At 34.2% G+C, this 24,852-nt stretch carries 21 protein-coding genes and 2 pseudogenes; 3 read left to right on the top strand and 20 right to left on the bottom strand.

The features are described from left to right. Positions 1-7 precede the first annotated feature (7 nt). The 15 genes and pseudogenes from narI to KA909_RS08090 form a co-directional block, all read right to left on the bottom strand. A complete protein-coding gene (narI, locus tag KA909_RS08160; RefSeq protein ID WP_070854659.1) occupies positions 8-691 on the bottom strand; it encodes a respiratory nitrate reductase subunit gamma in 684 nt (227 codons plus the stop codon). Next, a complete protein-coding gene (gene narJ, locus KA909_RS08155; RefSeq protein ID WP_053028699.1) occupies positions 684-1,259 on the bottom strand; it encodes a nitrate reductase molybdenum cofactor assembly chaperone in 576 nt (191 codons plus the stop codon). The genes narI and narJ overlap by 8 nt, the downstream gene beginning before the upstream one ends. Beyond that, the gene (narH, locus tag KA909_RS08150) at positions 1,252-2,805 is read right to left on the bottom strand and encodes a nitrate reductase subunit beta (protein ID WP_053028700.1); all 1,554 of its coding nucleotides are present in this window, start codon (positions 2,803-2,805) and stop codon (positions 1,252-1,254) included. Before narH ends, narJ begins: the two co-directional genes overlap by 8 nt. Further along, positions 2,795-6,478, bottom strand: a complete 3,684-nt coding sequence (locus tag KA909_RS08145; RefSeq protein WP_193839008.1) for a nitrate reductase subunit alpha — start codon at positions 6,476-6,478, stop codon at positions 2,795-2,797. The genes narH and KA909_RS08145 overlap by 11 nt, the downstream gene beginning before the upstream one ends. A 207-nt stretch (positions 6,479-6,685) precedes the next feature. After that, positions 6,686-7,630, bottom strand: coding sequence for a uroporphyrinogen-III C-methyltransferase (cobA, locus tag KA909_RS08140; RefSeq protein ID WP_075108102.1), 945 nt, complete (start codon positions 7,628-7,630; stop codon positions 6,686-6,688). Beyond that, the gene (nirD, locus tag KA909_RS08135) at positions 7,621-7,935 is read right to left on the bottom strand and encodes a nitrite reductase small subunit NirD (RefSeq protein ID WP_011274977.1); all 315 of its coding nucleotides are present in this window, start codon (positions 7,933-7,935) and stop codon (positions 7,621-7,623) included. Before nirD ends, cobA begins: the two co-directional genes overlap by 10 nt. Positions 7,936-7,938: 3 nt before the next feature. After that, entirely contained in the window at positions 7,939-10,350 is a 2,412-nt protein-coding gene (gene nirB / locus KA909_RS08130) for a nitrite reductase large subunit NirB (protein WP_075108103.1), read from the bottom strand. A gap of 248 nt (positions 10,351-10,598) precedes the next feature. After that, the gene (locus KA909_RS08125; RefSeq protein WP_193839007.1) at positions 10,599-11,315 is read right to left on the bottom strand and encodes a sirohydrochlorin chelatase; all 717 of its coding nucleotides are present in this window, start codon (positions 11,313-11,315) and stop codon (positions 10,599-10,601) included. A gap of 206 nt (positions 11,316-11,521) precedes the next feature. After that, a complete protein-coding gene (locus KA909_RS08120; RefSeq protein WP_075108105.1) occupies positions 11,522-12,343 on the bottom strand; it encodes a formate/nitrite transporter family protein in 822 nt (273 codons plus the stop codon). 142 nt (positions 12,344-12,485) lie between these two features. Continuing rightward, entirely contained in the window at positions 12,486-12,668 is a 183-nt protein-coding gene (locus tag KA909_RS08115; protein WP_053028706.1) for a hypothetical protein, read from the bottom strand. 59 nt (positions 12,669-12,727) lie between these two features. Continuing rightward, a pseudogene (locus KA909_RS08110) lies at positions 12,728-13,196 on the bottom strand (SRPBCC family protein). A 158-nt stretch (positions 13,197-13,354) separates the two neighbouring features. Next, entirely contained in the window at positions 13,355-13,870 is a 516-nt protein-coding gene (locus KA909_RS08105) for a YceI family protein (protein ID WP_053028707.1), read from the bottom strand. Between the two features lie 136 nt (positions 13,871-14,006). Next, positions 14,007-15,557 (bottom strand): annotated as a pseudogene (gene adcA, locus KA909_RS08100) (zinc ABC transporter substrate-binding lipoprotein AdcA). A gap of 442 nt (positions 15,558-15,999) precedes the next feature. Beyond that, positions 16,000-16,593, bottom strand: coding sequence for a DsbA family protein (locus KA909_RS08095; RefSeq protein WP_075108110.1), 594 nt, complete (start codon positions 16,591-16,593; stop codon positions 16,000-16,002). 22 nt (positions 16,594-16,615) lie between these two features. After that, a complete protein-coding gene (locus KA909_RS08090; protein WP_053028710.1) occupies positions 16,616-16,975 on the bottom strand; it encodes a DUF4467 domain-containing protein in 360 nt (119 codons plus the stop codon). Positions 16,976-17,229: 254 nt separating this feature from the next. On the opposite strand from KA909_RS08090, the gene KA909_RS08085 reads away from it, so the two are divergent. After that, on the top strand, positions 17,230-18,474 hold the full coding sequence (locus tag KA909_RS08085; protein ID WP_193839005.1) for an aminoacyltransferase: 1,245 nt from the start codon (positions 17,230-17,232) through the stop codon (positions 18,472-18,474). A 73-nt stretch (positions 18,475-18,547) separates the two neighbouring features. On the opposite strand, the gene KA909_RS08080 is transcribed toward KA909_RS08085, so the two are convergent. The 4 genes from KA909_RS08080 to KA909_RS08065 all read right to left on the bottom strand — a co-directional run bounded on the left by KA909_RS08080 (position 18,548) and on the right by KA909_RS08065 (position 22,493). After that, positions 18,548-19,279, bottom strand: a complete 732-nt coding sequence (locus KA909_RS08080) for an amino acid ABC transporter ATP-binding protein (RefSeq protein ID WP_193839004.1) — start codon at positions 19,277-19,279, stop codon at positions 18,548-18,550. Beyond that, on the bottom strand, positions 19,276-19,995 hold the full coding sequence (locus KA909_RS08075; RefSeq protein WP_053029051.1) for an amino acid ABC transporter permease: 720 nt from the start codon (positions 19,993-19,995) through the stop codon (positions 19,276-19,278). The genes KA909_RS08080 and KA909_RS08075 overlap by 4 nt, the downstream gene beginning before the upstream one ends. Further along, a complete protein-coding gene (locus KA909_RS08070) occupies positions 19,976-20,776 on the bottom strand; it encodes a transporter substrate-binding domain-containing protein (protein WP_053028713.1) in 801 nt (266 codons plus the stop codon). Before KA909_RS08070 ends, KA909_RS08075 begins: the two co-directional genes overlap by 20 nt. 265 nt (positions 20,777-21,041) lie before the next feature. Further along, positions 21,042-22,493, bottom strand: a complete 1,452-nt coding sequence (locus KA909_RS08065) for an MDR family MFS transporter (protein ID WP_193839003.1) — start codon at positions 22,491-22,493, stop codon at positions 21,042-21,044. Between the two features lie 168 nt (positions 22,494-22,661). Here KA909_RS08065 and KA909_RS08060 point away from each other — a divergent pair, with 168 nt between their 5' ends. Then, positions 22,662-22,775: a putative metal homeostasis protein gene (locus tag KA909_RS08060; RefSeq protein WP_142237115.1), complete on the top strand. Its 114-nt coding sequence runs from the start codon at positions 22,662-22,664 to the stop codon at positions 22,773-22,775. A 95-nt stretch (positions 22,776-22,870) separates the two neighbouring features. Here KA909_RS08060 and KA909_RS08055 read toward each other — a convergent pair whose 3' ends face one another. Then, entirely contained in the window at positions 22,871-23,557 is a 687-nt protein-coding gene (locus KA909_RS08055) for a 2,3-diphosphoglycerate-dependent phosphoglycerate mutase (protein ID WP_011274961.1), read from the bottom strand. 512 nt (positions 23,558-24,069) lie between these two features. On the opposite strand from KA909_RS08055, the gene KA909_RS08050 reads away from it, so the two are divergent. Further along, positions 24,070-24,591, top strand: coding sequence for an aggregation-promoting factor C-terminal-like domain-containing protein (locus KA909_RS08050; protein WP_193839002.1), 522 nt, complete (start codon positions 24,070-24,072; stop codon positions 24,589-24,591). Positions 24,592-24,852 lie beyond the last annotated feature (261 nt).

Below are 24,852 nucleotides of genomic sequence, written 5' to 3'. Positions count from 1 at the left end.
CTCATACTCATGAACGTGTTTTATGTTTACGATAAACAATATATCTGCGATTAGTATACGATAGTGGCACACTCCATACATGTACTAAACGTGTGAATGGCCAGCAAGCTAAAATTGTAAATCCTAGTAAGATGTGAATTTTAAATGATAAAGGCACATCTGTCATTAAGCTTGCATCAGGTGAGAAAGTAAATAAGTGTCTAAACCAGATAGATATCGTTTGACGATAATCAAAGTCACTTACCACCGCATTCGTAACTAATGTTGAATAACAACCCATGAAAATAATTAATATTAATAAAAAATTGACAAAAATATCAGATGCTGAACTTAGCTTTCTAACATTTTTAATTGTAATACGTCGTGCTGTTAAGAGTAACATACCAATAAACGTCATTATACCAAAGATACTACCAATGTATACAGCACCAAAATGATACATTTCTTCACTAACGCCTAGGCCATCAATCCATTTGGCTGGTATCGCAAGTCCTACGACGTGACCAAAAAATACTGGAATGATACCTAAATGGAATAATAAGCTACCCCATTTTAATTGTTTCTTTTCTAGGAATTCACTAGATTTCGCAGTCCATGAGAACTGATCATATTTATAACGTGCAATGTGGCCAACAATAAAGATAGCTACACACAAATAAGGAAAGATAATCCATAAAAATTGATTAAGCATGAGATGTCACCTCATTTGGAATTTCTAAGCAAGCTTTCAATGTATTTCTTAACGCACGTATCACGTATGCATAAGGATTGTTGTCTTGCGCTAATTGATTGGCCATTTCATACGTACCATCTTCAATAATCATAATAACCAATTCAATATTTCCTTCAGCACGTGGATCGTTTTGCCATGTTGCTACATGCAAGAACTGCAACATCAACGGTAGATAATCAGATAACTCATTATCTACCATTTTCAAACCAAACATTTCATATAACACTTTAAGTTTGGCTAACATTTGGCCACGCTCTTTTTGCGTATCAAATTTGTTATAAGTCATATAGAGTGGTGATTTTTTATTGAAATCAAATGTATCTGTATAAATCGCTTTAATTTCTGATAGTGTGAATTGATGCATAATTTCTCTATATTTTACTAAATCATCGTAACCAGGATGTGATGGCTCAATCGTTTCTTCAAATGTTTTTGGATGGAACGTAAGTTTCTCAGGAAAATTAAGTTGCTGTGCAATATATCCAAAGCTTTCTTGATAATAATGAAATTGTTGTAAATTAATCACGGAAAATACCTCCATAGAAATTCTCATTATAAATTTCTTGTCCTGTTTTTCCTGAACCTACTGGAACACCACAGCCTTCACAATTATCACCAAAGTACTCGCCACCGTAACCTTGACTACCTTGTGCATGATACGTATCTAAATAAGTTTCTTTATGAGATGTTGGTACAACAAAGCGGTCTTCATATTTCGCTAAACCTAATAATCGATACATATCTTTAGTTTGAATTTCAGATAATCCAAGTCTTTCTAATTTCGATGTATCAAATTCTTTACCTGTAACTTGAGAACGCATGTAGCTTCTCATCATTGCCATCTTTTGTAGTGATTCCTTAACAGGTTGAACATCACCAGCGGTAAATAGATTTGCTAAGTATTCGATTGGTAAACGCATTTCTTCAATTGCTGGGAAAATCATATCTGGATTTTGACCAGCATTTTTACCTTCGAAATAGCTCATGATTGGGCTCAATGGTGGGCAATACCAAACCATAGGCATTGTTCTAAATTCTGGGTGTAAAGGAAATGCTAATTTATATTCGATTGCTAATTTATAGACTGGTGAGTTTTGCGCTGCTTCAATCCATTCATAGCTAATACCATCTTTTTCAGCTTGTTCAATCACAGCTTCATCGAATGGATTTAAGAAAATGTCTAATTGTTTTTCATATAAATCTTGTTCATTTTCAGCTGAAGCTGCTTCATGAACTCTATCAGCATCATATAATAAGACACCTAAATATCTCATTCTACCTGTACATGTTTCAGAACAAACAGTTGGTAATCCCGCTTCAATTCTTGGGAAACAGAATGTACATTTTTCTGCTTTATTTGTTTTCCAGTTGAAGTAAACTTTTTTATAAGGACAGCCTGTCATACAATAGCGCCAACCACGACATGCATCTTGGTCAACTAAAACGATACCGTCTTCATCACGTTTATACATGGCACCTGAAGGACATGACGCAACGCAACTAGGGTTTAAGCAGTGTTCACATAGACGAGGCAAATACATCATGAACGTTTCATCAAATTGGAATTTAATATCTTCTTCGATTTTTTGGATATTTGGATCTTCTGGACCAGTAATATGTGCGCCAGCTAAGTCATCTTCCCAGTTAGGTCCCCACTCGAGATTAAGTTTTTCGCCAGAAATTAATGAGTGTGCTTTAGCCACTGGTGAATGTTTACCTTCTTTAGCAGTTGTTAAATGTTCATAGTTATATGTCCATGGTTCATAATAGTCTTTAATCAGTGGCATATCTGGGTTGTAAAAGATTTTACCTAACGCCATTTTTGTCCAACGACTACCAGATTTAAGTTCTAATTTTCCTTTTTTATTTAAGACCCAACCACCTTTATAATGTTCTTGGTCTTCCCATCGTTTCGGATATCCGACACCTGGTTTTGTTTCTACGTTGTTGAACCACATGTATTCCGCACCTGGACGGTTCGTCCAAGTGTTCTTACATGTTACGCTGCAAGTGTGGCAACCTATGCATTTATCTAAATTTAACACCATTGCAATTTGCGCTTTAATCTTCAAGCCAATTTACCTCCTTCATTTTTCTCACTGCTACGTATACGTCACGTTGATTTCCAATTGGTCCATAATAGTTAAAGTGATAGCTAATTTGTGCATATCCACCTACAAGTTGGGTAGGTTTTAAGTGAATTCTTGTTGGTGCGTTGTGTGAACCACCGCGTGTATCTGTAATTTCTGACCCTGGTGTTTCAATATGTTTATCTTGTGCGTGGTACATGAACATTGTGCCTCTTGGCATACGGTGTGATGTGACAGCTCTTGCAGTTACAACACCGTTTCTGTTGTATACTTCTAACCAATCATTATCGTTAATGCCATGTTCTTCAGCATCTTCATTAGATAACCAAACGACTGGGCCACCTCTAAATAATGTCAACATACGTTCATTATCTTGATATGTTGAGTGAATATTCCATTTACCATGAGGTGTTAAATAACGTAATACTAATGCATCTTGTCCACCTTTAACTTGCTTATCTCTCGTACCGAATACCATTGGTGGTAACGTTGGTTTGTATACTGGTAAGCTTTCACCAAATTGTTGGAACACTTCGTGATCGATATAATAACTTTGTCTACCTGTGAGTGTTCTAAATGGTACAAGACGTTCAATATTGGTTGTAAATGGTGAATATCTACGTCCATTTTTATTTGAACCAGGGAACACAGCTGTTGGTATTACTTCACGTGGTTGTGACGTAATATTTAAGAATGAAATCTTTTCTGATGCGCGTTCTTTTGAAATATCTTTCAATTCCATACCTGTTTGATTTTCTAAATCTTCATATGATTTTTGTGATAATTTACCATTTGTCGCTGAAGATATATTCAAGATGGCATCTGCTACTTTTCTAGCTGTATCGATACGTGGACGATTCGTTCTAACTGATTCAGCATCTTCATCATTCCAAGTACCTACCATACTTTTAAGTTCTTCATATTCGTCTTTAACACTAAAGCTTACGCCGTGTGCACCAACTTTTGCTTTTTCAAGTAATGGACCTAAAGTCACATATTTATCGTAAATTTTAGTGTAATCTCTTTCTACAACTGCGAAGTTTGGCATTGTTTTACCTGGAACAGCTTCAACTTCACCTTTAGACCAATCTTTGACGATACCATATTCAGAACCCAACTCTTGTTTAGAGTCATGGCCAAGTGGTGTCGTTACAACGTCTTTAAATGTACCTGGTAAATAATCTTTTGCCATTTCAGAAACAGCTTTACTTAATGTTTTATAAATATCCCAGTCTGAACGTGATTCCCATAATGGATCAATAGCTGGATTAAATGGATGAATGAATGGATGCATGTCTGTTGATGATAAGTCATGTTTTTCATACCATGTTGCTGCTGGTAAGACGATATCTGAGTACAATGGTGTCGCAGTCATTCTGAAATCCAACGATACTAGTAAATCTAATTTACCTTCTGTATCTTCACGCCATTTAATTTCTTCTGGTTTATCTTCTTCATTAGGTTTAGCCATTAATCCTGAACGTGTACCTAATAAATGTTTCATAAAGTATTCTTGCCCTTTAGCAGAACTTGAAATTAAATTTGAACGCCAAACAAATAATGTTTTTGGATGGTTCTTTCTTAAATCTGGATCTTCGATCGCAAATTGCGTTTCTTTATTTTTCACAGATTCTATCGCTTTATTTAAAATAGCTTCATTTGAATCATCACCCTCATCTTTGGCTTCTTCCCCGAATAATAGACTATTTTTATTAAATTGAGGGTAAGATGGTAACCAACCTAATCTCGCTGCCGTCACATTATAATCAGCTGGATGTTGATGTTTAATATTATTTGCGAGTGGTGATTTCAATTTATCAACATTAGATTCTTCGTATTTCCATTGGTCCGTTGCAAAATAGAACCAACTTGTACCATTTTGTAAACGTGGTGGTCCTTGCCAGTCTTTAGCAAAGGCTACAGTATTCCATCCCTCAATTGGTCGACATTTTTCTTGTCCAACGTAGTGTGCCCAGCCACCACCGTTCACACCTTGACAGCCACATAATAGAACTAGATTTAAAATCGCGCGATAAATCGTATCTGAGTTGAACCAGTGGTTAATACCCGCACCCATGATAATCATTGAGCGCCCTTCTGTATCAATAGCATTTTGCGCAAACTCTCTTGCTACTTGTGTCACTAATTCTGGTTTAATACCTGTTACACGTTGCTGCCATGCTGGTGTATATTTTGATTCTGCATCATCATAAGATGTTGCTTCTAATTCATGGTTAAATCGTTTAATACCATATTGACTTGTCATCAAGTCATATACCGTCGCAACATACACTTCTTTGCCGTTAGCTAATGTGACTTTTCTAGCTGCAATCGGTCTTTCAAAGATGCCATCACCTTGACTATCAAAGTAAGGGAATTGAATCGTTTTGATTTCATATGTGTCTTCCGCCATAGACATTGCTGGATCAATCTTAGAACCATCTTCATTTTCTAATTTTAAGTTCCACTTCTTGCCTTCTTCCCAGCGTTGACCCATTGTGCCATTAGGTACTACAAATTGACGACTATTGATATCGTGAATGACCGGTTTCCATTCGCTATTTTCACTATCCATACCTAAATCACTTGCACGTAAAAATCGTCCTGCTTTATAACCATTGTCGTCTTCATCTAACATAATGACGAAAGGCATATCTGAATATTGTTTAGAATAGTTAATGAACATATCACTCGGATTATCTTGATAATATTCTTGTAAGATAACGTGTGTCATCGCTTGTGCTACCGCTGCATCTGTACCTGGATTAGGTGCTAACCAGTTATCTGCAAATTTAACATTTTCTGCGTAGTCTGGTGCTACAGAAACCACTTTAGTTCCTTTGTATCTTACTTCTGTCATAAAGTGTGCATCCGGTGTACGTGTAAGTGGTACATTTGAGCCCCACATAATAATATAAGCAGCATTGTACCAGTCACTTGATTCAGGTACGTCTGTTTGTTCACCCCAAATTTGAGGTGACGCAGGTGGTAGATCGGCATACCAATCATAGAAGCTTAGCATTTCTCCACCAAGTAAATTAATAAATCTCGCACCTGCTGCGTAACTAATCATTGACATCGCTGGAATAGGGGTGAATCCAGCAATTCGGTCTGGACCATCCTTTTTAATGGTATACAAAATTTGTGCAGCGATGATGTCTGTTACATCTTTCCAGTTAGCACGAACATGGCCACCTTTACCACGTGCTTGTTTATACATTTTCGCTTTCTCTTCATCTTCAACGATTGAAGCCCAAGCAGCAATGCGGTTACCATTATTTTCTTCTAATGCAGTCGTCCATAAATCTAATAATTTTCCTCTAATGTATGGATATTTCACACGAAGTGGACTATATTCATACCAAGAAAATGATGCACCACGAGGACAACCACGCGGTTCAAATTCTGGCATATCAGGACCACAACTTGGATAATCAATTTGTTGGTTCTCCCATGTGATCACACCATTTTTTACGAATACTTTCCATGAACATGATCCTGTACAGTTAACACCATGTGTTGTTCGAACTACTTTATCGTGACTCCATCTTTCACGGTACATTTTTTCCCATTCTCTACTTTTGCTCTCAAGAACTGACCAGTTTCCATTAAATTTTTCAGTTGGTTTGAAAAAGTTTAATCCAAATTTTCCCATCTATATGAATCCTCCTACCGTTAAAGGTATTAACTTATTCCGATTTGCCGTTTTACTTTTGAATTTATAATGATTGTACAATTTTTCACATATGATAGGTATTAGGGAATGTCCTAATTTGAATGGGGGAATCCCTAAAAAATAAAAAAAGCAGGCAGTGGTACTTAACTCTCTAAGAATTTGTAGTACCACGCCTGCAAGGATGACTTAACAATTAATATATTTAATTTTATTGTCATTGATAATTTGTTGATGTAAGTGTTGTTGTGTTGGATGGTAACTTTCATCAACGTCTATTAAACAGCGATAACCTGTTTCTGACATTTCTTCTGCTTTTAATAAAGCATCTTCTTTAGAACCTTTTATCACATATAATGTATCATCAACATTGCGTTCATGTTCTTGTGACACAACGTGTGCTTTATCGATATGATCAACAATCGCGCCTAATATACAGATACCTGGTTCACCTTCAAGTTCATGTTGTTGTAATTGATGTTCAATTGTACTTAATTTACCAATAATTACACGTTGGTTATAACACGTTGCATTAAAGACAATTGCAATCGAATAATCTTCAGTTGTATACGCAGTAATTTGTTTGATAATATGACCTAATCGCTTAATTCCCATATAGATAGCTAACGTACCACCATTAATGAGATTACGAATATCCGTTTCTTGATTGATTGAATCTTTGAAATGGCCTGTCGAGAACGTAACACTTGGTGCTACTGATCGTAATGTCAAACCTAAATCCATTGTTGCAACAGCTGCACTTGCCGAAGTGACACCAGGAACAATTTCGTAGTCAATGTCATAGTCTTTTAAAGTATTCACTTCTTCAGTAACACGACCAAATATCGCTGGATCGCCACCTTTAAGACGTATCACCGTTTGATATTGTTTTGCAGCCTCAACGATTTTCAAATTGATTTCATCTTGCTGTATATGTTTCGCATAAGGTTTTTTACCGACATCAATGATTTCAGCGTCAGCTGGTGCATATTGTAGGATAAGCGGATTAACTAAACGATCATACAGAATAACGTCTGCTTTCTTAATGCATCGCTCTGCTTTTTTAGTTAAAAGGTTGGGGTTCCCAGGACCCGCACCAATCAAATATACCTTTGCCTTCTCATTTATAGACATACATATACGTCTCCATCAATGACTTCCACTTGATATGTTTCAACACATCCCGTATCTGGTTCTTGGACTTCTCCACTTCTTAAATCAACTTTTTGATCATGTAATGGGCAATAAACATAGTCACCACTCACTGTTCCTTCTGATAAAGGCCCTTGTTTATGAGGACAAATATTATTAATTGCATGAATGTCTCCACTTTCAGTTAAGAAAATGCCAATTTCTTTACCATCAACAATTACTTTTTTACCAATTAATGGTGTTAATTCTTCTAATGTCGTTACTTTAACTTTTTCCATAGATTTCATCGTTTACACCCTCTCAACTTCAAAGATTTTTTGAGCTTCTTTATCTTCAACGATTGCTTCCCAAGGTTCGCCATGTCCATCAATCGCTTTTTTAGCATCCATAATTCTATCGAATAATTCTTTTTGACGTTCAGGATCTAATAACACTTCTTTGACGTTTTCAAAGCCTAAACGATTTAACCAAGGTGCAGTTCTTTCTGCGTAAATACCTGTTTCACGATAATATTGCATTAATGCACCACATAATTGGATAACATCATCTTCAGTTTCAACAGTAGTTAATAATTTACCTACAGTAACGTCTGTACCACCGTTACCGCCAATATAAATTTGATATCCATTTTCTACTGAGATAACACCGAAATCTTTAACACCAGATTCAACACAACTACGTGGGCAACCAGATACACCCATTTTAAATTTATGTGGTGTGTCGATATATTCAAATGTTTTTTCTAAACGAATACCTAAGCGTGTAGTATATTGTGTACCAAATCGACAGAATTCTTTACCGACACAACTTTTAACAGAACGTGTTTTCTTACCATAAGCTGAAGCTGAACGCATACCTAAATCTTTCCAAACTTGAGGTAATTCTTCTTTTTTCAATCCGTATAAACCGACACGTTGTGAACCTGTTACTTTAACTAAAGGTACGTTGTATTTTTTAGCAACTTCGCCTAATCGAATCAATTGATCAGCATCTGTTACGCCACCACGCATTTGTGGAATAACAGAGAATGTACCATCGTTTTGAATATTAGCATGGTAACGTTCATTTGCGAATCGTGATTCTTTTTCATCCTGGTGATCATGTGGATATACCATATTTAAATAGTAGTTAATTGCTGGTCGACATTTAGGGCAACCATTTTTATCTTTAAAATCGAGAACATGACGCACTTCTTTAGAAGTTTTAAGCCCTTTAGCTCTGATTTGCGTTACAATTTGGTCGCGTGTTAAGTCTGTACATGCACAAATACCAGTTGGTTTTGCTGCTACAAAGTCATCACCTAATGTGCATTGTAATAACTCGCCGATTTGACCTTTACATTTACCACAAGAGTTACCTGCTTTAGTTGCTTTTGTAACTTCGTCAACAGATGTTAAACCTTTCGTAGTAATTGCATTCACAATCGTACCTTTATCGACACCATTACAACCACAAATCGTTTCATCGTCTGGCATGTCAGCAATTGATGTTACCGCTTCTTCGCCACCTTTGTATAATAATGAAACCAATGTATAGTCTTCTAAAGATTCATGTTTTTTCATCATGTTATAAAATCTTGAACCATCATCCGTATCACCGTACAACACTGCTCCGACAACTTGACCTTCACTTAAGTACACTTTTTTATAAATGTTATCTACACTATTGAAAATTTCAATCCCATGGACATTATCATTTTCAACAATTTGTCCTGCGCTGTATAAATCACAGCCAGATACTTTTAATGAAGTGAATGTTGTAGACCCTTTATAACCTTCTGTTTCTTTGCCAGTTAAATAGTCGGCTAACACTTTACCTTGTTCATAAAGTGGTGCGACTAAACCGTATACTTTGCCATTATGTTCTGAACATTCACCGACAGCGTAAATATTTGGATCTGATGTTTGTAAATAGTCGTTAACGACAATACCTCTATTTACTTCTAAGCCAGCGTCTCGAGCGACTTGTGTAAATGGACGGATACCTACTGCCATAACGACTAAATCCGTCTCAATCACTCTTCCGTCTGCTAATCTAATCGCTTCAACATCATCTTTACCTATAATTTCTTTAGAGTTTGCTTGTAACTCGATATTCATACCTTGACGTTCTAAATCTGCTTTAAGCATACCACCAGCTTTACGGTCTAGCTGCATTTCCATTAGCCATTCTGCTAGGTGTAATACAGTAACTTCCATGCCTTGGTCCATAAGACCTCTTGCACATTCAAGTCCTAACAATCCACCACCAATGACGACTGCTCTTTTTTTCGTTTTAGCGATGTCAATCATACGTTCAGTATCTTCGATTGTTCTCCAACCAATTACACTTGGTAAATCTGAACCAGGTATAGGTAATACAAATGCACTTGAACCAGTTGCAAAAATACAGATATCGTATTTAACTTCAATACCTTTTGAAGTTGTTACCGTTTGAGCGGAACGATCAACTGTTTCCACTGGGTCATTAACGATTAACTCGATGTTATTTTCTTCATACCATTCATATGGATTCATGATTGTTTCTTCAACAGTCATTTTCTTTTGTAATATATTTGATAACATAATTCTGTTATAATTCGGGTAAGGTTCTTTACCAATAATCGTGATATCAAATTGTGAATCAGAACGTTCAAGAATTTCTTCGATCGTTCTTAAACCTGCCATGCCGTTTCCAATCATTACTAATTTTTGTTTAGTCATAAAATATGCCCCTTTTATCACTTAAAATTTACTTATTTTCCATTTGCAATATTTGTTATTATTAAATGTTTGAATTTATACATTTGTTTCTTCACTGTTATTCTATAACAAATCCCCTTAAAAATGTGATTAAATTCACAAATATTAGTAAAATCGGGGAATTCCCTAATACGCTATTTGCACATAAAATAATAGGAGTAGGACAATGCATTCAATACGAATGGCGTCCTACTCCTTATAATCTGAGTTTATTTATTATCTAATTGTTCTAAACGATCACTAATAATTAATTTTAAAATGTTATCAAAGTTGATAGATGGCGTAATATGCAGTGTACCTTGAATATCCATTTCCGAAATCAGGCGTTTCACTTTATTAACAAGGCGTCCATCATATAGAAACATAGGTACAACAATTAATGTTTCATACTGCTCAGCTAATTGGTCTAAATCATTTCTGAAGGTAATATCACCATATAATGTTCGACAAAAGACAGGTACGTCTTGCTTTAGCTTCTTACCAAAGGATTTCAACTCATCATGCGCTTGCGTATATGAAAAACTACCATGCGCAATAAGAACAATGGCATGATTTACCGAAGCATCCACATTAACGTCTCGAATTCGTCTTTCAACTAAATCGACCATTAAATCGTGTGTGCCAAGTGGTTCACTAATCTCGTAATGAATTTGTGGGTGTGTTTGTTTAATGTGCGCAAGTATATTCGGCACATCTACAATATAGTGCATGGCTGAAAAAATTAATAACGGCACCACTTTAAAATGTGTTTCTCCCGCTTGAATTAAACGCCCTATTGTATTCTCAATACTTTTCTCTTCACTCTCTATAAATGCGAGTTCATATTGATAGGTTTCATCTCTTAAGAGCGACTCTAAAAATGCTTCTAACGCTTGATTTTGGTCACCTTTTCTCATACCATGTGCAACTAAAATATTGGCTACCAATCCTGTCATCCCCCTTTAATCCATGTGCAATCACAATCCATTGAATGCGTCATTAAACTTTAAATGTTGATTAAAATCATATGTTTTTCTACTAATCAAGTCAAGTCTGTTGGTTAATTTGTCACTAATAAAAAAAGTTGAGACAAACATAGGGTAGAATTCCTAATGAATTCATTATCCTAGCCGTTAATCTCAACCAATCCGCCTTATTTATTAATTAAACTATCACGTGAACCATTCAAATAGGCATAAACTAAACCAATAAAGATACCCCCACCGATATAGTTACCAATTAAAGCAAACACAATATTTTTGATAACATCTAACCATGAAAGTGCATCTAAATTATAAAACACCATGCCTGCATATAAACCTGCATTAAAGACAACGTGTTCATAACCCATAAATACGAACACGACAACTCCTGCCGCAATAAAGAACGCTCTTGCTAATCCTTCTTTAAATAACATAGATACATAAATACCAATATTAATAAAGAAGTTACAAAAGATGGCTTTAACTAAAATATTTAGCCATGTTGATTCTACTGTCTTCATATGTACTGTTTTACTTAAACTGGCAATCATTTCCGGCGTCATTATATGTGTCCCTTTCATTAAGAAAAATAAAATAAATCCGCCAATAATATTTCCAATAAAGCAGAATAAGAAAATGAGTAGCATCTTATTAATAGTAATCGCTCTGTAATACCAGCCTACCGTTAAATACATAAAATTACTGGTCAATAATTCTGAATTAGTCAATACAATTAAAACTAAAGCTAAACTAAACGCAATCGCACCCAATAAATTAACTAATCCTTCGTTAGTTCCAGCAAATTGTGTTTTAATTGCTAACATAAATACAGTTACGATTGCTAATAAAAAACCTGACATCATCGCTTTCAAAGCGTATCGTCCAGGCGTTTTCTTTGCCATGATTTCTTTCGTCTGTACTTGTCCAACAGCCGCTTCTACAATATCACGAGTTGCGTGGGTATCTTCAACCGTTTTATTGTTCTTCAACATATGTATGCCCCCTACATCCTTTTCAAGTTATGTTTCAATTATATATTTTTTAAGAAAACATGAATAGATTAAATTTCAAACATCAAAAAAGTGAGGTGAGCTCGTGTCGTGTAAACACGATGCCACCTCACTTTGAGATTTACTATTTTTGTGATTTAAGTCTAGATAAATAACGCAATCCTGTAGCAAAGATACCATAGCCTAATGCAGTTCTTAACACATATTTAATTGCACTATTATCAATCGCTTTTGAATTCAATAGGATTGTAGGGATTAAAGTACTAACTGAAAATAAAGCAAGTACTTTCAAATATCTTTCCTTCATTTCATCAACCTCATTTCATCTACATTATAACGTAAATTTAGTGAGATTTTTTGACATCCTTATGACTTTTTACGTTTCAATAGTGCATCAAGTTGGTCTAACGTAGAATTCATTCCCGCTTCTACACCCATATCAAGTGCTTGTTGCGCAGCATCTTTCGTTGGTTGATGTAACACGCGTGCGTTCCTCTGATTCTGAAGTAAAATCCATGAAAATTTGCATACCAGGTAATGTTGTATCTTTTTCACCTTGAGGCGTAGCAAAGAAATCAAAATATTCAATGTGATGCGGTTTTTCGACTTTTTTATATTCTGTAAGTGTATAACTTGTTTGTTCTGGCATTTCAATCGCAAAGAAAGCATCCCCACCGGCAACCGGATTAAAACGATATACCTTTGTTTTGCCTCCTTGAGGATGGAACCATTGCTCAAATAACGCTTTCGTTGTGTACGATTCAAATACTTCATTGATTGGTGCTTCGAACGTTCTCGTAAATATAATTGTATTATCTTTGATCTGAATTGACATGTTAATCCCCCTACTTTAAAAAATGACTCACTCTGAATTTACCAGTTATTTATTTTTAATACAAAGATATAAAAAAACTCCCTTCAAAATTCACATGATCTCAATGTCTACTTTGAAGGGAGTCTATGCTTATATGTCGTATTTATTGTGACGAATGATTAGTCTTCAAGTGGAAATTCTAAATCGAATTCAACATGTAAGTCTTTGCCTAATAAGAATCCGCCAGTTTCAAGTTGTTGGTTAAATGTAATACCATATTTTTCACGATTAAGATTACCAGTAATAACTAAACCAGCTGTATTTTTACCGTTAAGTGGGTTTAAGCTAATACCTTTATAATCTAAATCAAATGTTTCTTCATGTGTTTGGTCTTTCATTGTTAAGTTACCAGTAACTGATTTTTCATCTACTTTTGTAATTTCAAATTTAATTTCTGGATAGTTTTCAGCGTCTAAGAAATCTGCGCTTTTAAGATGATTATCACGATCTGCTACTTTCGTATCAATTGAATTTGCTTTAACAGTAAACGTACCTTGTAATGAACTTAAATCGTTAAAATCACCTGAGATGTTAGCGTCAAATTCGTTAAAACGTCCTTTAACATTTGATACAACTAAGTGTTGAATAGAAAAGTTAACTCCTGAATGTGCTGGGTCTAAATTTAAATTAGCCATGTTTACATACCTCCAATATTTAAATTATGAAACTACGTAGCTGAAAACCAGTACGATAGTTTGTATAATTATTATACTTAGTATAATAAAGCAACTTAAATAGAAATACAAGTAAAACGACTCACATTTAAATGATTTAATGTGCTAACATTTCTTCTTTGATATCATCCTTATCTAATGAAGCAGGATAGTACGTTGGCCAGTGATCCATTTCTTTAAGTAATGTTTCATTGTTATCACCCATAAAGATATGGAAATGTTCAGCTTTCTTAGGTGCAATATTATGATCACTAAACTGAACATATTTCGGTAATGATGGCGTATCATTGTTTTTCAATTTATAAATAAATCTCACACCGCGATTACCTTTCTTATAATCTAAGATTTTTTTACCAACATATTCATACGTTCCAGTTACCTTATTCCCATTTTTTTCAAAAGTAATGTTGTCACCTTCAATATGAATGTTAGAAATATCAGTTTTATAACCTTTTTCATAGTATGCTTTATATTCTTTTGCGGTCATACTGCTATCTTCTTCAGATTTATGTTTCATAACATCATCTAAATCACCATTTTTTAAATAAGGATAAACTGATTGCCATTCACCTTCATAATCTGATAGCGCACGATCTTTAACTTGCTCATCTTTAAAATAACCATCTGAAATTGCTTTGTCATGCTTATGTTCAGCTTTGTCATCTTGCACTTTTATATTGGAATCCAATGCTTTATCTAAAGCTTCAATATTTTTGTTCATTAATGTTTGATAATTTATTGATGTGTCTTTAGATTGTTCTTTATTTAATCACTCCATATTATAGAATTTTAATGGCTTGGCGTTGGTTTCTTTTCTGATTGTCTCAGTCACTTTGTTGGCAACATTATCTTCGTATAATATGTATTTAACATTTTTATCATTTATCTCTTTAACTAATTGTGTAAGTGCTTTTTGAGAAGGGTCTTCAGCGTTCATATTTTGAATTCCCTTTTGAACAAAGCCATAGCGATCTGCGAGATAACCTAATGATTCATGTGAAATAAATACAGCATTACCTTGTTTATCTTTAGTAATGTCTTTTAATTTATTGTCAATGTCATCTAATGATTTTTCTAATTTTTTATAATTTTTCTCATATTCATTTTTATGTTTTGGATCTTTAGCTACTAACTGTTCTTTAATTTCTTTAGCAAAGATTTTATTTTTCTCAGGATCTAACCATACGTGTGGATCATATCCGCCATGATGATGGTGGTGATGTTCATGTGCATCTGCATGTTCTTCATCACCGTGTTCATGCTGATCTGTGAGTAATGTTGAACGGTCTAATTTATCTTGTAATGATACTTTCTTTTTATCATCTTTAATTGTTGCTGCAACTTTCTTAGCGACTGGATCTAAATCGTCACCTGTATACACGAATAAATCAGATTTATTAACCTTTAACATGTCTTTCTGAGTTGGTTCATAATCATGTAAGTCTGAGCCAGCAGGATAAATGGATGATACATTCACATGATTACCACCTATTTGTTCTATAAAAGATTGTAAAGGATAAACGGTTGTAGACACATTGATTTTATCGCCATCCTTTGACGCCTTATTAGAACTATCTTCTTTTCCGCAAGCTACTAAAACACATAATATTATAGATAATAAAACGGTAAGACTTAAAAATCGCTTCATAATGCTCCTCCTAAATAGTAATAATTACGATTTAAAAGTATAGCTTCATTTGTATAAAATTACAATAGTTTTTTTAATTTTCTTATTCATCGTTTTAAAGAAATGACATCGATTAAAATTGATTTATTATATTAATCTCTCGATACATGGTTATCATTATTAGATTCAATGCTTTTGAAATTTAAACCTTCACTTCACGCTAGTAGCATGATTTTCTATGCTGGGCCACCCCATTCTGTTTTGCTTGTCGAATTTCTGGGTGAAATTCTCTTTGCTGGTGCCCCCACCCCAGCTTGCTTTGCTTGTTGAATTTCTGGGTGAAATTCTTTTTGCTGGGGCCCCGGATGACAAAAACGCCCTTCAAAGTTTCATTTTTCAATGTTTACTTCGAAGGGCGTATATCAATTTTAGTGTTAATGCTTATGACACGTTCATTTCAGCATTATAAGTATTTCGTCCACTCTTTAACTTTGTATGGATCTTTTACTTTTTTACCATTGATAAAAACAGTTGGAACTGTGTCAATTTTATTATCTTCTGTTAGTTTCTTTTGTTCGTCAGCTTTTTTCCAAGCGTTACTATTTTTAGTTTTATATTGTTTTTTAATTTCTGTTTTCTGTTGACTTGTAATATCTAATTTATCAATTTCTCTATCTAAAAAGTCTTCAGTCAGCCACTTTTTATTTTCGTCTTTTTGGTTGGCAAATACATTACGTTGAAATGTTAAGTATTTATTAGGCGCAACCTCTTGTACTGCATTGCCAGCTCTTGAACCAACTATAGAGTCTTTATCTAGAAAGCCAGCATTTACAAATTGGTACTCGACTTTATTCGTATCAATATAGTCTTTTTTTATTGTAGGCATGACGTTCTCTTCAACTTTTTTACAGTACGGACATTTAAAATCTCCATACTCAACGATTAAAATCTTCCCGTTTTTTGTTTTAGGTGGTTGTTTCTCTTTGTTGTTAGTACATGCACTCATGATGACGATGATAACCATCAACATGCTTAAAATTGAAATGATTTTCTTCATAGATGCTCCTTTTCATTTTGTATTAATTCATGTTTTCTTCTTTATAATCAGCATCATGTGATTCTATATATTGCTTTGTATCGAAGTTATCCAAATATTTTCCCTTTTTCCCATCAAATTGATATGTGTAGTAATGAACTTCCTCATTATTACTTAATGGCTTATAAGCTAAAACAACATACTTACCATCTTCATAAACATAAATATTCGCATCTTTTTTATCAAAGTGCTTAACCATATCGCCTGTATCATGCTTAGCCATTTGTTCTTGCTTTTGATCTTGCATTTTTACAGCTTTATCTATTTTATCTACATATTTATCATTACCGCATGCTGCTAGCAATACGATACCTAAAGTTAACATAACTAATATACGTTTCATACATTCACTCCTATTGCCCAATTCTATAAATCTCACCTTATACTTCTGTTGCAAATACTATCATACAATGGTTTTAGATTATGCGCTAGTTCATAAAAATTTAGTTTTGTAAAAATATTTATTATTATAAATTAAATATAAATTTCCATCTACAACTAAAGTACGATGTAATTTAATTAGTTATTATGTGTAATATTTAATGTAATTTGCTAAAATGAAATGTAATTCTTAAAAATACAGAGGAGTAGATGAATATGAAATTCGTAACTTTAACATCGGGGGAATTTGAGAAATTTACGTCCAGTCATTTCTCACATTATACGCAATCACGAATTCACTTTGAAAATAGAAATGAATTAAAGGGTGATGTACACATTGTAGGTGTCAAAGATGACAGTAACAACGTTATCGCCGCTACATTAATGACTGAAGCGCGTGCATTAAAAGTATTCAAATATTTTTATACACATCGTGGACCGGTAATGGACTACAGTAATATTGAATTGGTTCACTTTTTCTTTAAATCATTAACACGCTATTTAAAAAAACACAATTGCCTATATGTCTTAGTTGATCCATATATTTTAGAGAACTTACGTAACGCAGACGGAGAAATTTTAGAGAGCTATGATAATCGTGCCGTAATCAAAACGTTGGAAGAACTGGGTTATAAACATCAAGGATGGTCAGTTGGTTACAGTACAATGAGTCAAATACGTTGGTTATCTATCTTAGATTTAAAAGATAAATCAGAAGATCAACTGCTTAAAGAAATGGACTATCAAACTCGTCGTAATATTAAAAAAACGTATGAAATGGGTGTAAAAGTAAGAACACTTCCTATGGATGAAACAGATACTTTCTTCGAATTGTTCCAAATGGCCGAAGAAAAACATGGCTTCAAATTTAGAGACAAACCTTACTTTTATGAAATGCAAAAAACATACAAAGACCATGCTATGCTAAAACTTGCTTATATCGATTTAAAAGATTATTTATCTACTCTTCAAGAAAAGCATGATACATTAACACAACAATTAGCGGACGTTGATGCAGTGTTGAAAGAAAATCCGAATTCTAAGAAAAATAAAAATAAGCGCACGCAAATACAACAACAAGTTGATAGTAACGAACGTAAATTAAATGAAACGAAAGATAAAATCGCCCAAGAAGGCGAAATACTTAATCTAGCCGCTGCTTTATATTTATATAATGACCATGAAGTTTATTACCTATCCAGCGGTTCTAACCCTAAATATAATGCGTACATGGGTGCGTATCGATTACAATGGGACATGATTAAATTCGCGAAAGAACATAACGTTGATCGTTATAATTTCTATGGTATTACTGGAGATTTTAGCGAAGATGCTGAAGACTTCGGTGTACAACAATTCAAAAAAGGATTCAACGCGAATGTGTATGAATATATTGGTGATTTCATCAAACCTATCAAACCTTTCGCATACCGAGTTATGCAACTTTTAAATCGTAAATAAGCACGATAAAAAACATTTCAACTAAAAAACACTTCCTAAAGCACATGTGAGTACTTTAGGAAGTGTTTTGTTATTAGTCTTCATTGATTACATTTAAGAAACGACGTAATTCTTCTGTTTTGGGATGTTCGAAGATGTCTTCCGGTGCCCCTTGTTCACCTATACGTCCTTCATGTATAAAGACGATTTTATTTGAAACTTGACGTGCGAAACGCATTTCATGCGTAACAATGACCATTGTCATTCCTTCATCAGCTAATTCTTTGATTACACGAAGTACATCATTCACTAATTCTGGATCTAAAGCAGACGTTGGCTCATCAAATAGCATTACTTGTGGATTCATTGCTAATGCTCTAGCAATGGCTACACGTTGTTGTTGACCACCTGATAGCGCATGTGGGCGTTGATCTTTAACACTTGTTAAACCAACTTTTTCAAGTAACCCCATCGCTCTTTCTTTAGCATCTGCTTTATTCATTTTCTTAACCGTCACTAACCCTTCCATAACATTTTCCAATGCTGATTTATGCGGAAATAGGTTATAACTTTGAAATACCATACCCGATTGCTTGCGTACGCTTATTTGAGACTTTTTATTGTTAGCTGTGTAGCTTTCACCATTAACCGTTACGTTACCTTCAGTTGGAATTTCTAAAGCATTAATCATACGTAGTAATGTCGTCTTACCTGAACCAGATCGTCCAATCAGTGTCACGACTTCCCCTTTATCTACATTTAAATCAATACCTTTAATGACTTCTTTATCATTGAACGATTTATGGATACCACTTAATTCAATCATGAGTTATACCCTCTTTCAATATATGATTCATAGAAGCTTTGAATAACTGAAATGATGAAACATACTACCCAATACATAACAGCTACAAGTATATAAATTGTGAAATACTCATAAGTTGTAGAAGCGACTTCTTGAGCTTTACGGAACATTTCTGCTACCAAGATAAAGCCAAGTAATGATGTATCTTTAATTAAACTTAAGAATGTATTACCTAAAGCCGGAATTGAAACACGAATCGCTTGTGGCAATATAATTCTTTGAATGGTTTGTCTATAGTTCATCCCTATAGAATAAGCCGCTTCAGTTTGACCTTTAGGTATTGAAATAATTCCACCACGTATAATTTCTGATGCATACGCACCAACATTAAGAGATAAACCAATGATAGCTGATACAACGGATGATAATGTCCATTGTTCATCAGCGTTACCCGTTAATAAACGCCCTAGTTCAGGAATACCATAAAAGATAATGAATAATTGAACGATCATCGGTGTACCACGAATAATTGACACATAAACACGTGCAATACCTTTTAAAACTTTACTTGTTGAAATACGCATTAACGCTGTAAATAAAGCAATGATCAAACCTAAGATAAATGTAACAATGGTAATTGGAATAGAATATTTTAATAATCCTTCCAACATCGGTCCAAATGCTTGCCCTGCCGCATCTAATGCATGTTGTTGTTGACTATTTAGGCTCAGAAACATTTTCACCGAACCATTTCTTACCAATTTTTGCTAATTCGCCATTTTCTTTTAATGTTTTAATGCCATCATTGAAATCAGATACAACTTTTTCATCAACATCTTTATTAAATGCAAATGCTGATTTACTTTGTTCTGCATTACCTTTGATTGCTTTGATTTTAGCATTTGGTTTTTGTTTTTTATAGTCTAAGTAAGATAAGCTATCGTTAAATGTACCATCAACACGATTAGATAATAATAAGTCCATCGCTTGGTTAAAGCCATCAACTTTCGTAATATCTGCACCTTTATCTTTAGCTAATTGACCATAGTTTGACGTAAATGTTTGCGCCATTTTCTTACCTTTAACATCATCAAATGATTTGATATCTTTTTCATTTTCACGAACTACTAAAACTGCGCTTGAATACGTGTAAGGTGTAGAGAATTTATATTTATTCTCTCTTTCTTTATTTACACCTACTTGGTTAGCAATCACATCAAAACGTTTAGCGTCTAAGCCAGCAAACATTGAATCCCATGATGTTTCATTGAATTTAAGTTTGTAACCTTTTTCTTTTGCAACTGCTTTGATGACATCAATATCGTAACCAGTTAATTTGTCTTGTTTATTATGGAAAGTGAATGGTGCATATGTACCTTCAGTTCCTACTTTCAGTGTTTTACTATCACTATTGCTACTACTTGATTTAGAATCACTATTTTTATCTGATGATCCTCCATTTCCACAAGCAGCTAACACAAAGATAAGTGCTAAAGCAACAAATAAAAGTCTTTTCATCTACCTTGTCCTCCATATTCCTATTAGATTAGTCAGAATAAATTAATTCTAATCTCATAGGTAGGAATAGTCAACATTATTTTTATGTTTAATTAAGTGTTCAGAATGTTTGGATATTAATGATAAAGAAAAGAGACCAAGACATAAAGCGTTTATGTTTTAGGGAAGACATGGATTACATTCCTAAAGCTACATTGGAATATCAAGTATTTTCCAAATCACGCTCATCTTGATCTCTTATCATTTCGTGCAATACATTATTAACTTATTGATCTTGCAACTTCGCTTCAGCCTTTACTTTTTTCTTGCTTTTAATTAAAAATGTAAGCAATAAACTAATAATCGTAATGATTACAGCAAACATAAACCCTGAATGGTAACCATGAAGCATAGCATCAATCTGTATTTGTCCTGCCGTTTCAGTTTTATTCATACCGTGATAATCATGCATTGTCGGTTGAAAGTTTTTACTTGCTGTACTTAATATCGTAATCAAGCCTGCTGTTCCAATTGAACCGGCAATTTGTTGAATGGTATTTGTCATTGACGAACCATGTGCATTAAGTTCTGGTGTTAGTTGATTCATTGTATGTGTCATAATTGGCATTAAGCCCAATGCGATACCAATCATACGAATCGCATAAATCGTTGCTAACATAATGGTTGACGTATGCTCGTCCATCACTACAAAGTACGATGTCGTTACCAGTACAATAAACATGCCTATAATCGCTAATACTTTAGCCCCAAACGTTTCATATAACCATCCTGAAATAATCGACATGATGGCCATCACAATGGCACCTGGAAGTAAGATAAGTCCTGAGTCAATCGGTGTTCGACCTAGCAAGTTTTGTACAAACATTGGCAATACTGTTTCAGAACCAATCATTGAAATCATGGTTGCAGCCATTATCGATAACCCAACTGCAAACTCTTTATTCTTAAATACTTTAAAGCTTAATAACGGATTATCAAGTTTTTCTTGGCGCCAAATAAACAAACCTACTAATATTAAGCCACCAATAATCGTGGTTAAGACAAGCGGATCATCCCATCCATCACTCGAAATAGAACTTACACCGTATAACAATCCACCAAAACCTAGTATTGATAATGTGATAGAAATGAGATCGATAGGTGTTCTAACGGTTGTTCCTACATTTTTAATAATTTTTAATGCAATCAGAAATGTGATTGCTGAAATCGGTGCAACGACATGGAACAGTGATCGCCAATTAAAATATTCCACTAAATAACCAGATAATGTAGGTCCAATGGCTGGAGCAAGACCTATAACGAGTCCAAACATCCCCATATATTTACCACGTTCATGCGGTTGAAAGATATCTAGAATGGTCGTCATCATCAATGGCATCATAATACCTGAGCCTAAAGCTTGTATAATTCGAGCAATTAAAAGTATCGTAAAGTTCGGACTAAAACCACCTAGCATCGTCCCAAGGAAGAAGATGACAATTCCAGTTAAGAAGACTTGTCTCGTAGAGTATCGCTGTATAATAAATGCAGATAACGGAATAACAACGCCATTAGTGAGTAAGAATGCTGTTGTTAACCATTGAACTTGTGAATATTCAATATTGAAATCTTTCATGATACTCGGCAATGCTGTAGTAAGTAATGTTTCATTAAGTAATCCAAAGAATCCACCTAATAACATCGTAAATATCATTGCTAATTTTTGTTTATGTGACATACTATTCCCCTTCTATCTATTTATGCGTTCAATAGATACATTTGACTATTATACAATATCATTTTTTGATTTTCATATAAGATATTAATATTATTTTTATAAATCGTAATAATTACTATTTACATTTTTACTATTTTCCTTTATGCTTTTAAAAAGGAGGAATCAAATATGAAACTAGATTTACAAACAGCACGTCGTAATTTGAACAGTCCTAATATCAAAACGCGCAAGCGTGCATTAAAAGTCATCAAACAACATAAACGCAATCGTAAATCAGCTTAATACAATCCATTTCTTCCATAAATAACTCCTAAAAAAGGAGTAGCACATGTAATCTATCGCATAGCATTACTTGTACTACTCCTTTAATTTATGAATTATAAATAATAATGATCAATGACATTTAAATTGTCATCTAATTCGTAAATTAGCGGTGCACCTGTTTTAATTTCATATCCAATAATATCTTCATCAGATACATTATCCAAATATTTAATTAACGCACGTATTGAATTACCATGTGCAGCGACTAAAACCGTTTCTCCATCTAATAGATGTTGAGAAATTTTATCTGTCCAAATGGGTACCACTCGTTCTAATGTCGTTTTTAAACTTTCTGAATAAGGCATCATGCGATGATCTAAATGTCTATAACGACGATCTTTTAAATAAGATTCACGTTGTTCTTCAGTTTGTGCAGGTGGTTTAACATCATATGAGCGTCGCCATTGATGCACTTGTTCTTCACCAAATTCTTTACGTGCTTCATCTTTATTAAGTCCTTGTAATTTACCATAATGGCGTTCATTTAAACGCCAACTCTTATGGACTGGAATCCATTCTTGATCTGATTCAGCTAATAAAAACTGAGTTGTTTCTAATGCTCTCGTTAATAATGAAGTAAACGCTACATCAATTTCAATGCCATTTTCTTTTAATTTACGCCCAGATGTTATGGCTTCATTACGTCCCTGTTCAGATAGTTGAACATCTTCCCAACCTGTAAATAAATTTTTAGCATTCCATTCACTTTGACCGTGACGACATAAAATTAATTTTGGCATATAAAACACCTTCCTATACGTTAGATCGATTGTATGATTTCATTTAGCATGTCATCAATCAATGCCTAACTTCTAATTTAAAATTTACTTCCCTATGCTTTGCAACAAGTGACTTACTCTTTTTCTATTACATTTATTATAAAACTATTTCGCCAAATTTCATAATATCTAAGATTCAGTCCCTTAATGCCATAAATGACGTCATTTTGTCATGTTCGTTATCTTCAGTACATCTTTGATATGTTTTTTTGATTTTGTAGTAACCTATGTCATCAATTAAGGTGCTATAGTGTATCTACCGTAATCAACAGCAAGACTTATTGGGATATCGTGATTAAATGCTATTAATTCAAAGAGCTAACTAAAATTGTGCATCGTTTCGTTTTAGTCCCTATGCATTTAAGTCAGCTACTGCGAATACTTTGGTTAATTCATAATATTGTATTGCCTTAGCCTAAATTTAGTATTTTTAGTTACATTACAAAAACCAATTTTAAAGGAGATTATTTAATATGAAGAAATCAATATTTACGTTAATGACGATGGTATCTTTAGGTGCCGCAGGATTGCAATCAGGTCAAGCGCACGCAAGTGAAATGACACACAACCAACAACAATCATGTCAATATAATCAACATACACAGTTACAACAAACTCAACCTTCACAACAAAATCAATATTCAAAGGTAGCATCAGCAGCAACTACAACTTCAAATACTACTGATACTTCATCAGAAAATACTGCATCAACAAGTAATACTACAACTTCTAGTGATGAAAGTTCATCTTCAGTATACAAACAATTTATCGCAGCTGGAGGAACGCAAGAACTATGGGAGAAAATTGTCTTACCTGAATCCGGTGGAGATCCTAATGCGTCTAACGGACAATATCATGGTTTAGGACAAACCAATCAATCTTGGGGTTATGGTTCAGTTGAAACTCAAACTAAAGGCATGATTTCATATGCTAAAGAACGCTATGGCTCTATTGAAGCTGCGATTAGTTTCCGTGAATCAAACGGATGGTGGTAACATCCAATATAAATAAATGAACATATATTAAGAAAAAGCTGGGACAAAATAAAATGTCCCAGCTTAATTTATCATTTTGGCAGTAGCTGACTGATTTGAAAATGCGCTTAGATCAAGCTTTTTCAAACCTAGTCATCCTTGCGCGCGGGGCCCCAACAAAGAGAATTTCACTAAGAAATTCTACAAACAAAGCAAGCTGGGAGTGGACGACGAATTCAAAAGAATTCTGTCCCGCTCCCATTTGACGAAGCGCCTATAATT

The organism is Staphylococcus sp. GDX8P54P (genome assembly GCF_017893165.1).
In the GTDB taxonomy this organism is placed as follows: domain Bacteria; phylum Bacillota; class Bacilli; order Staphylococcales; family Staphylococcaceae; genus Staphylococcus; species Staphylococcus borealis.
The sequence above is the reverse complement of the archived record's forward strand: the minus strand, read 5'-3'. Positions and strand labels throughout refer to the sequence as shown.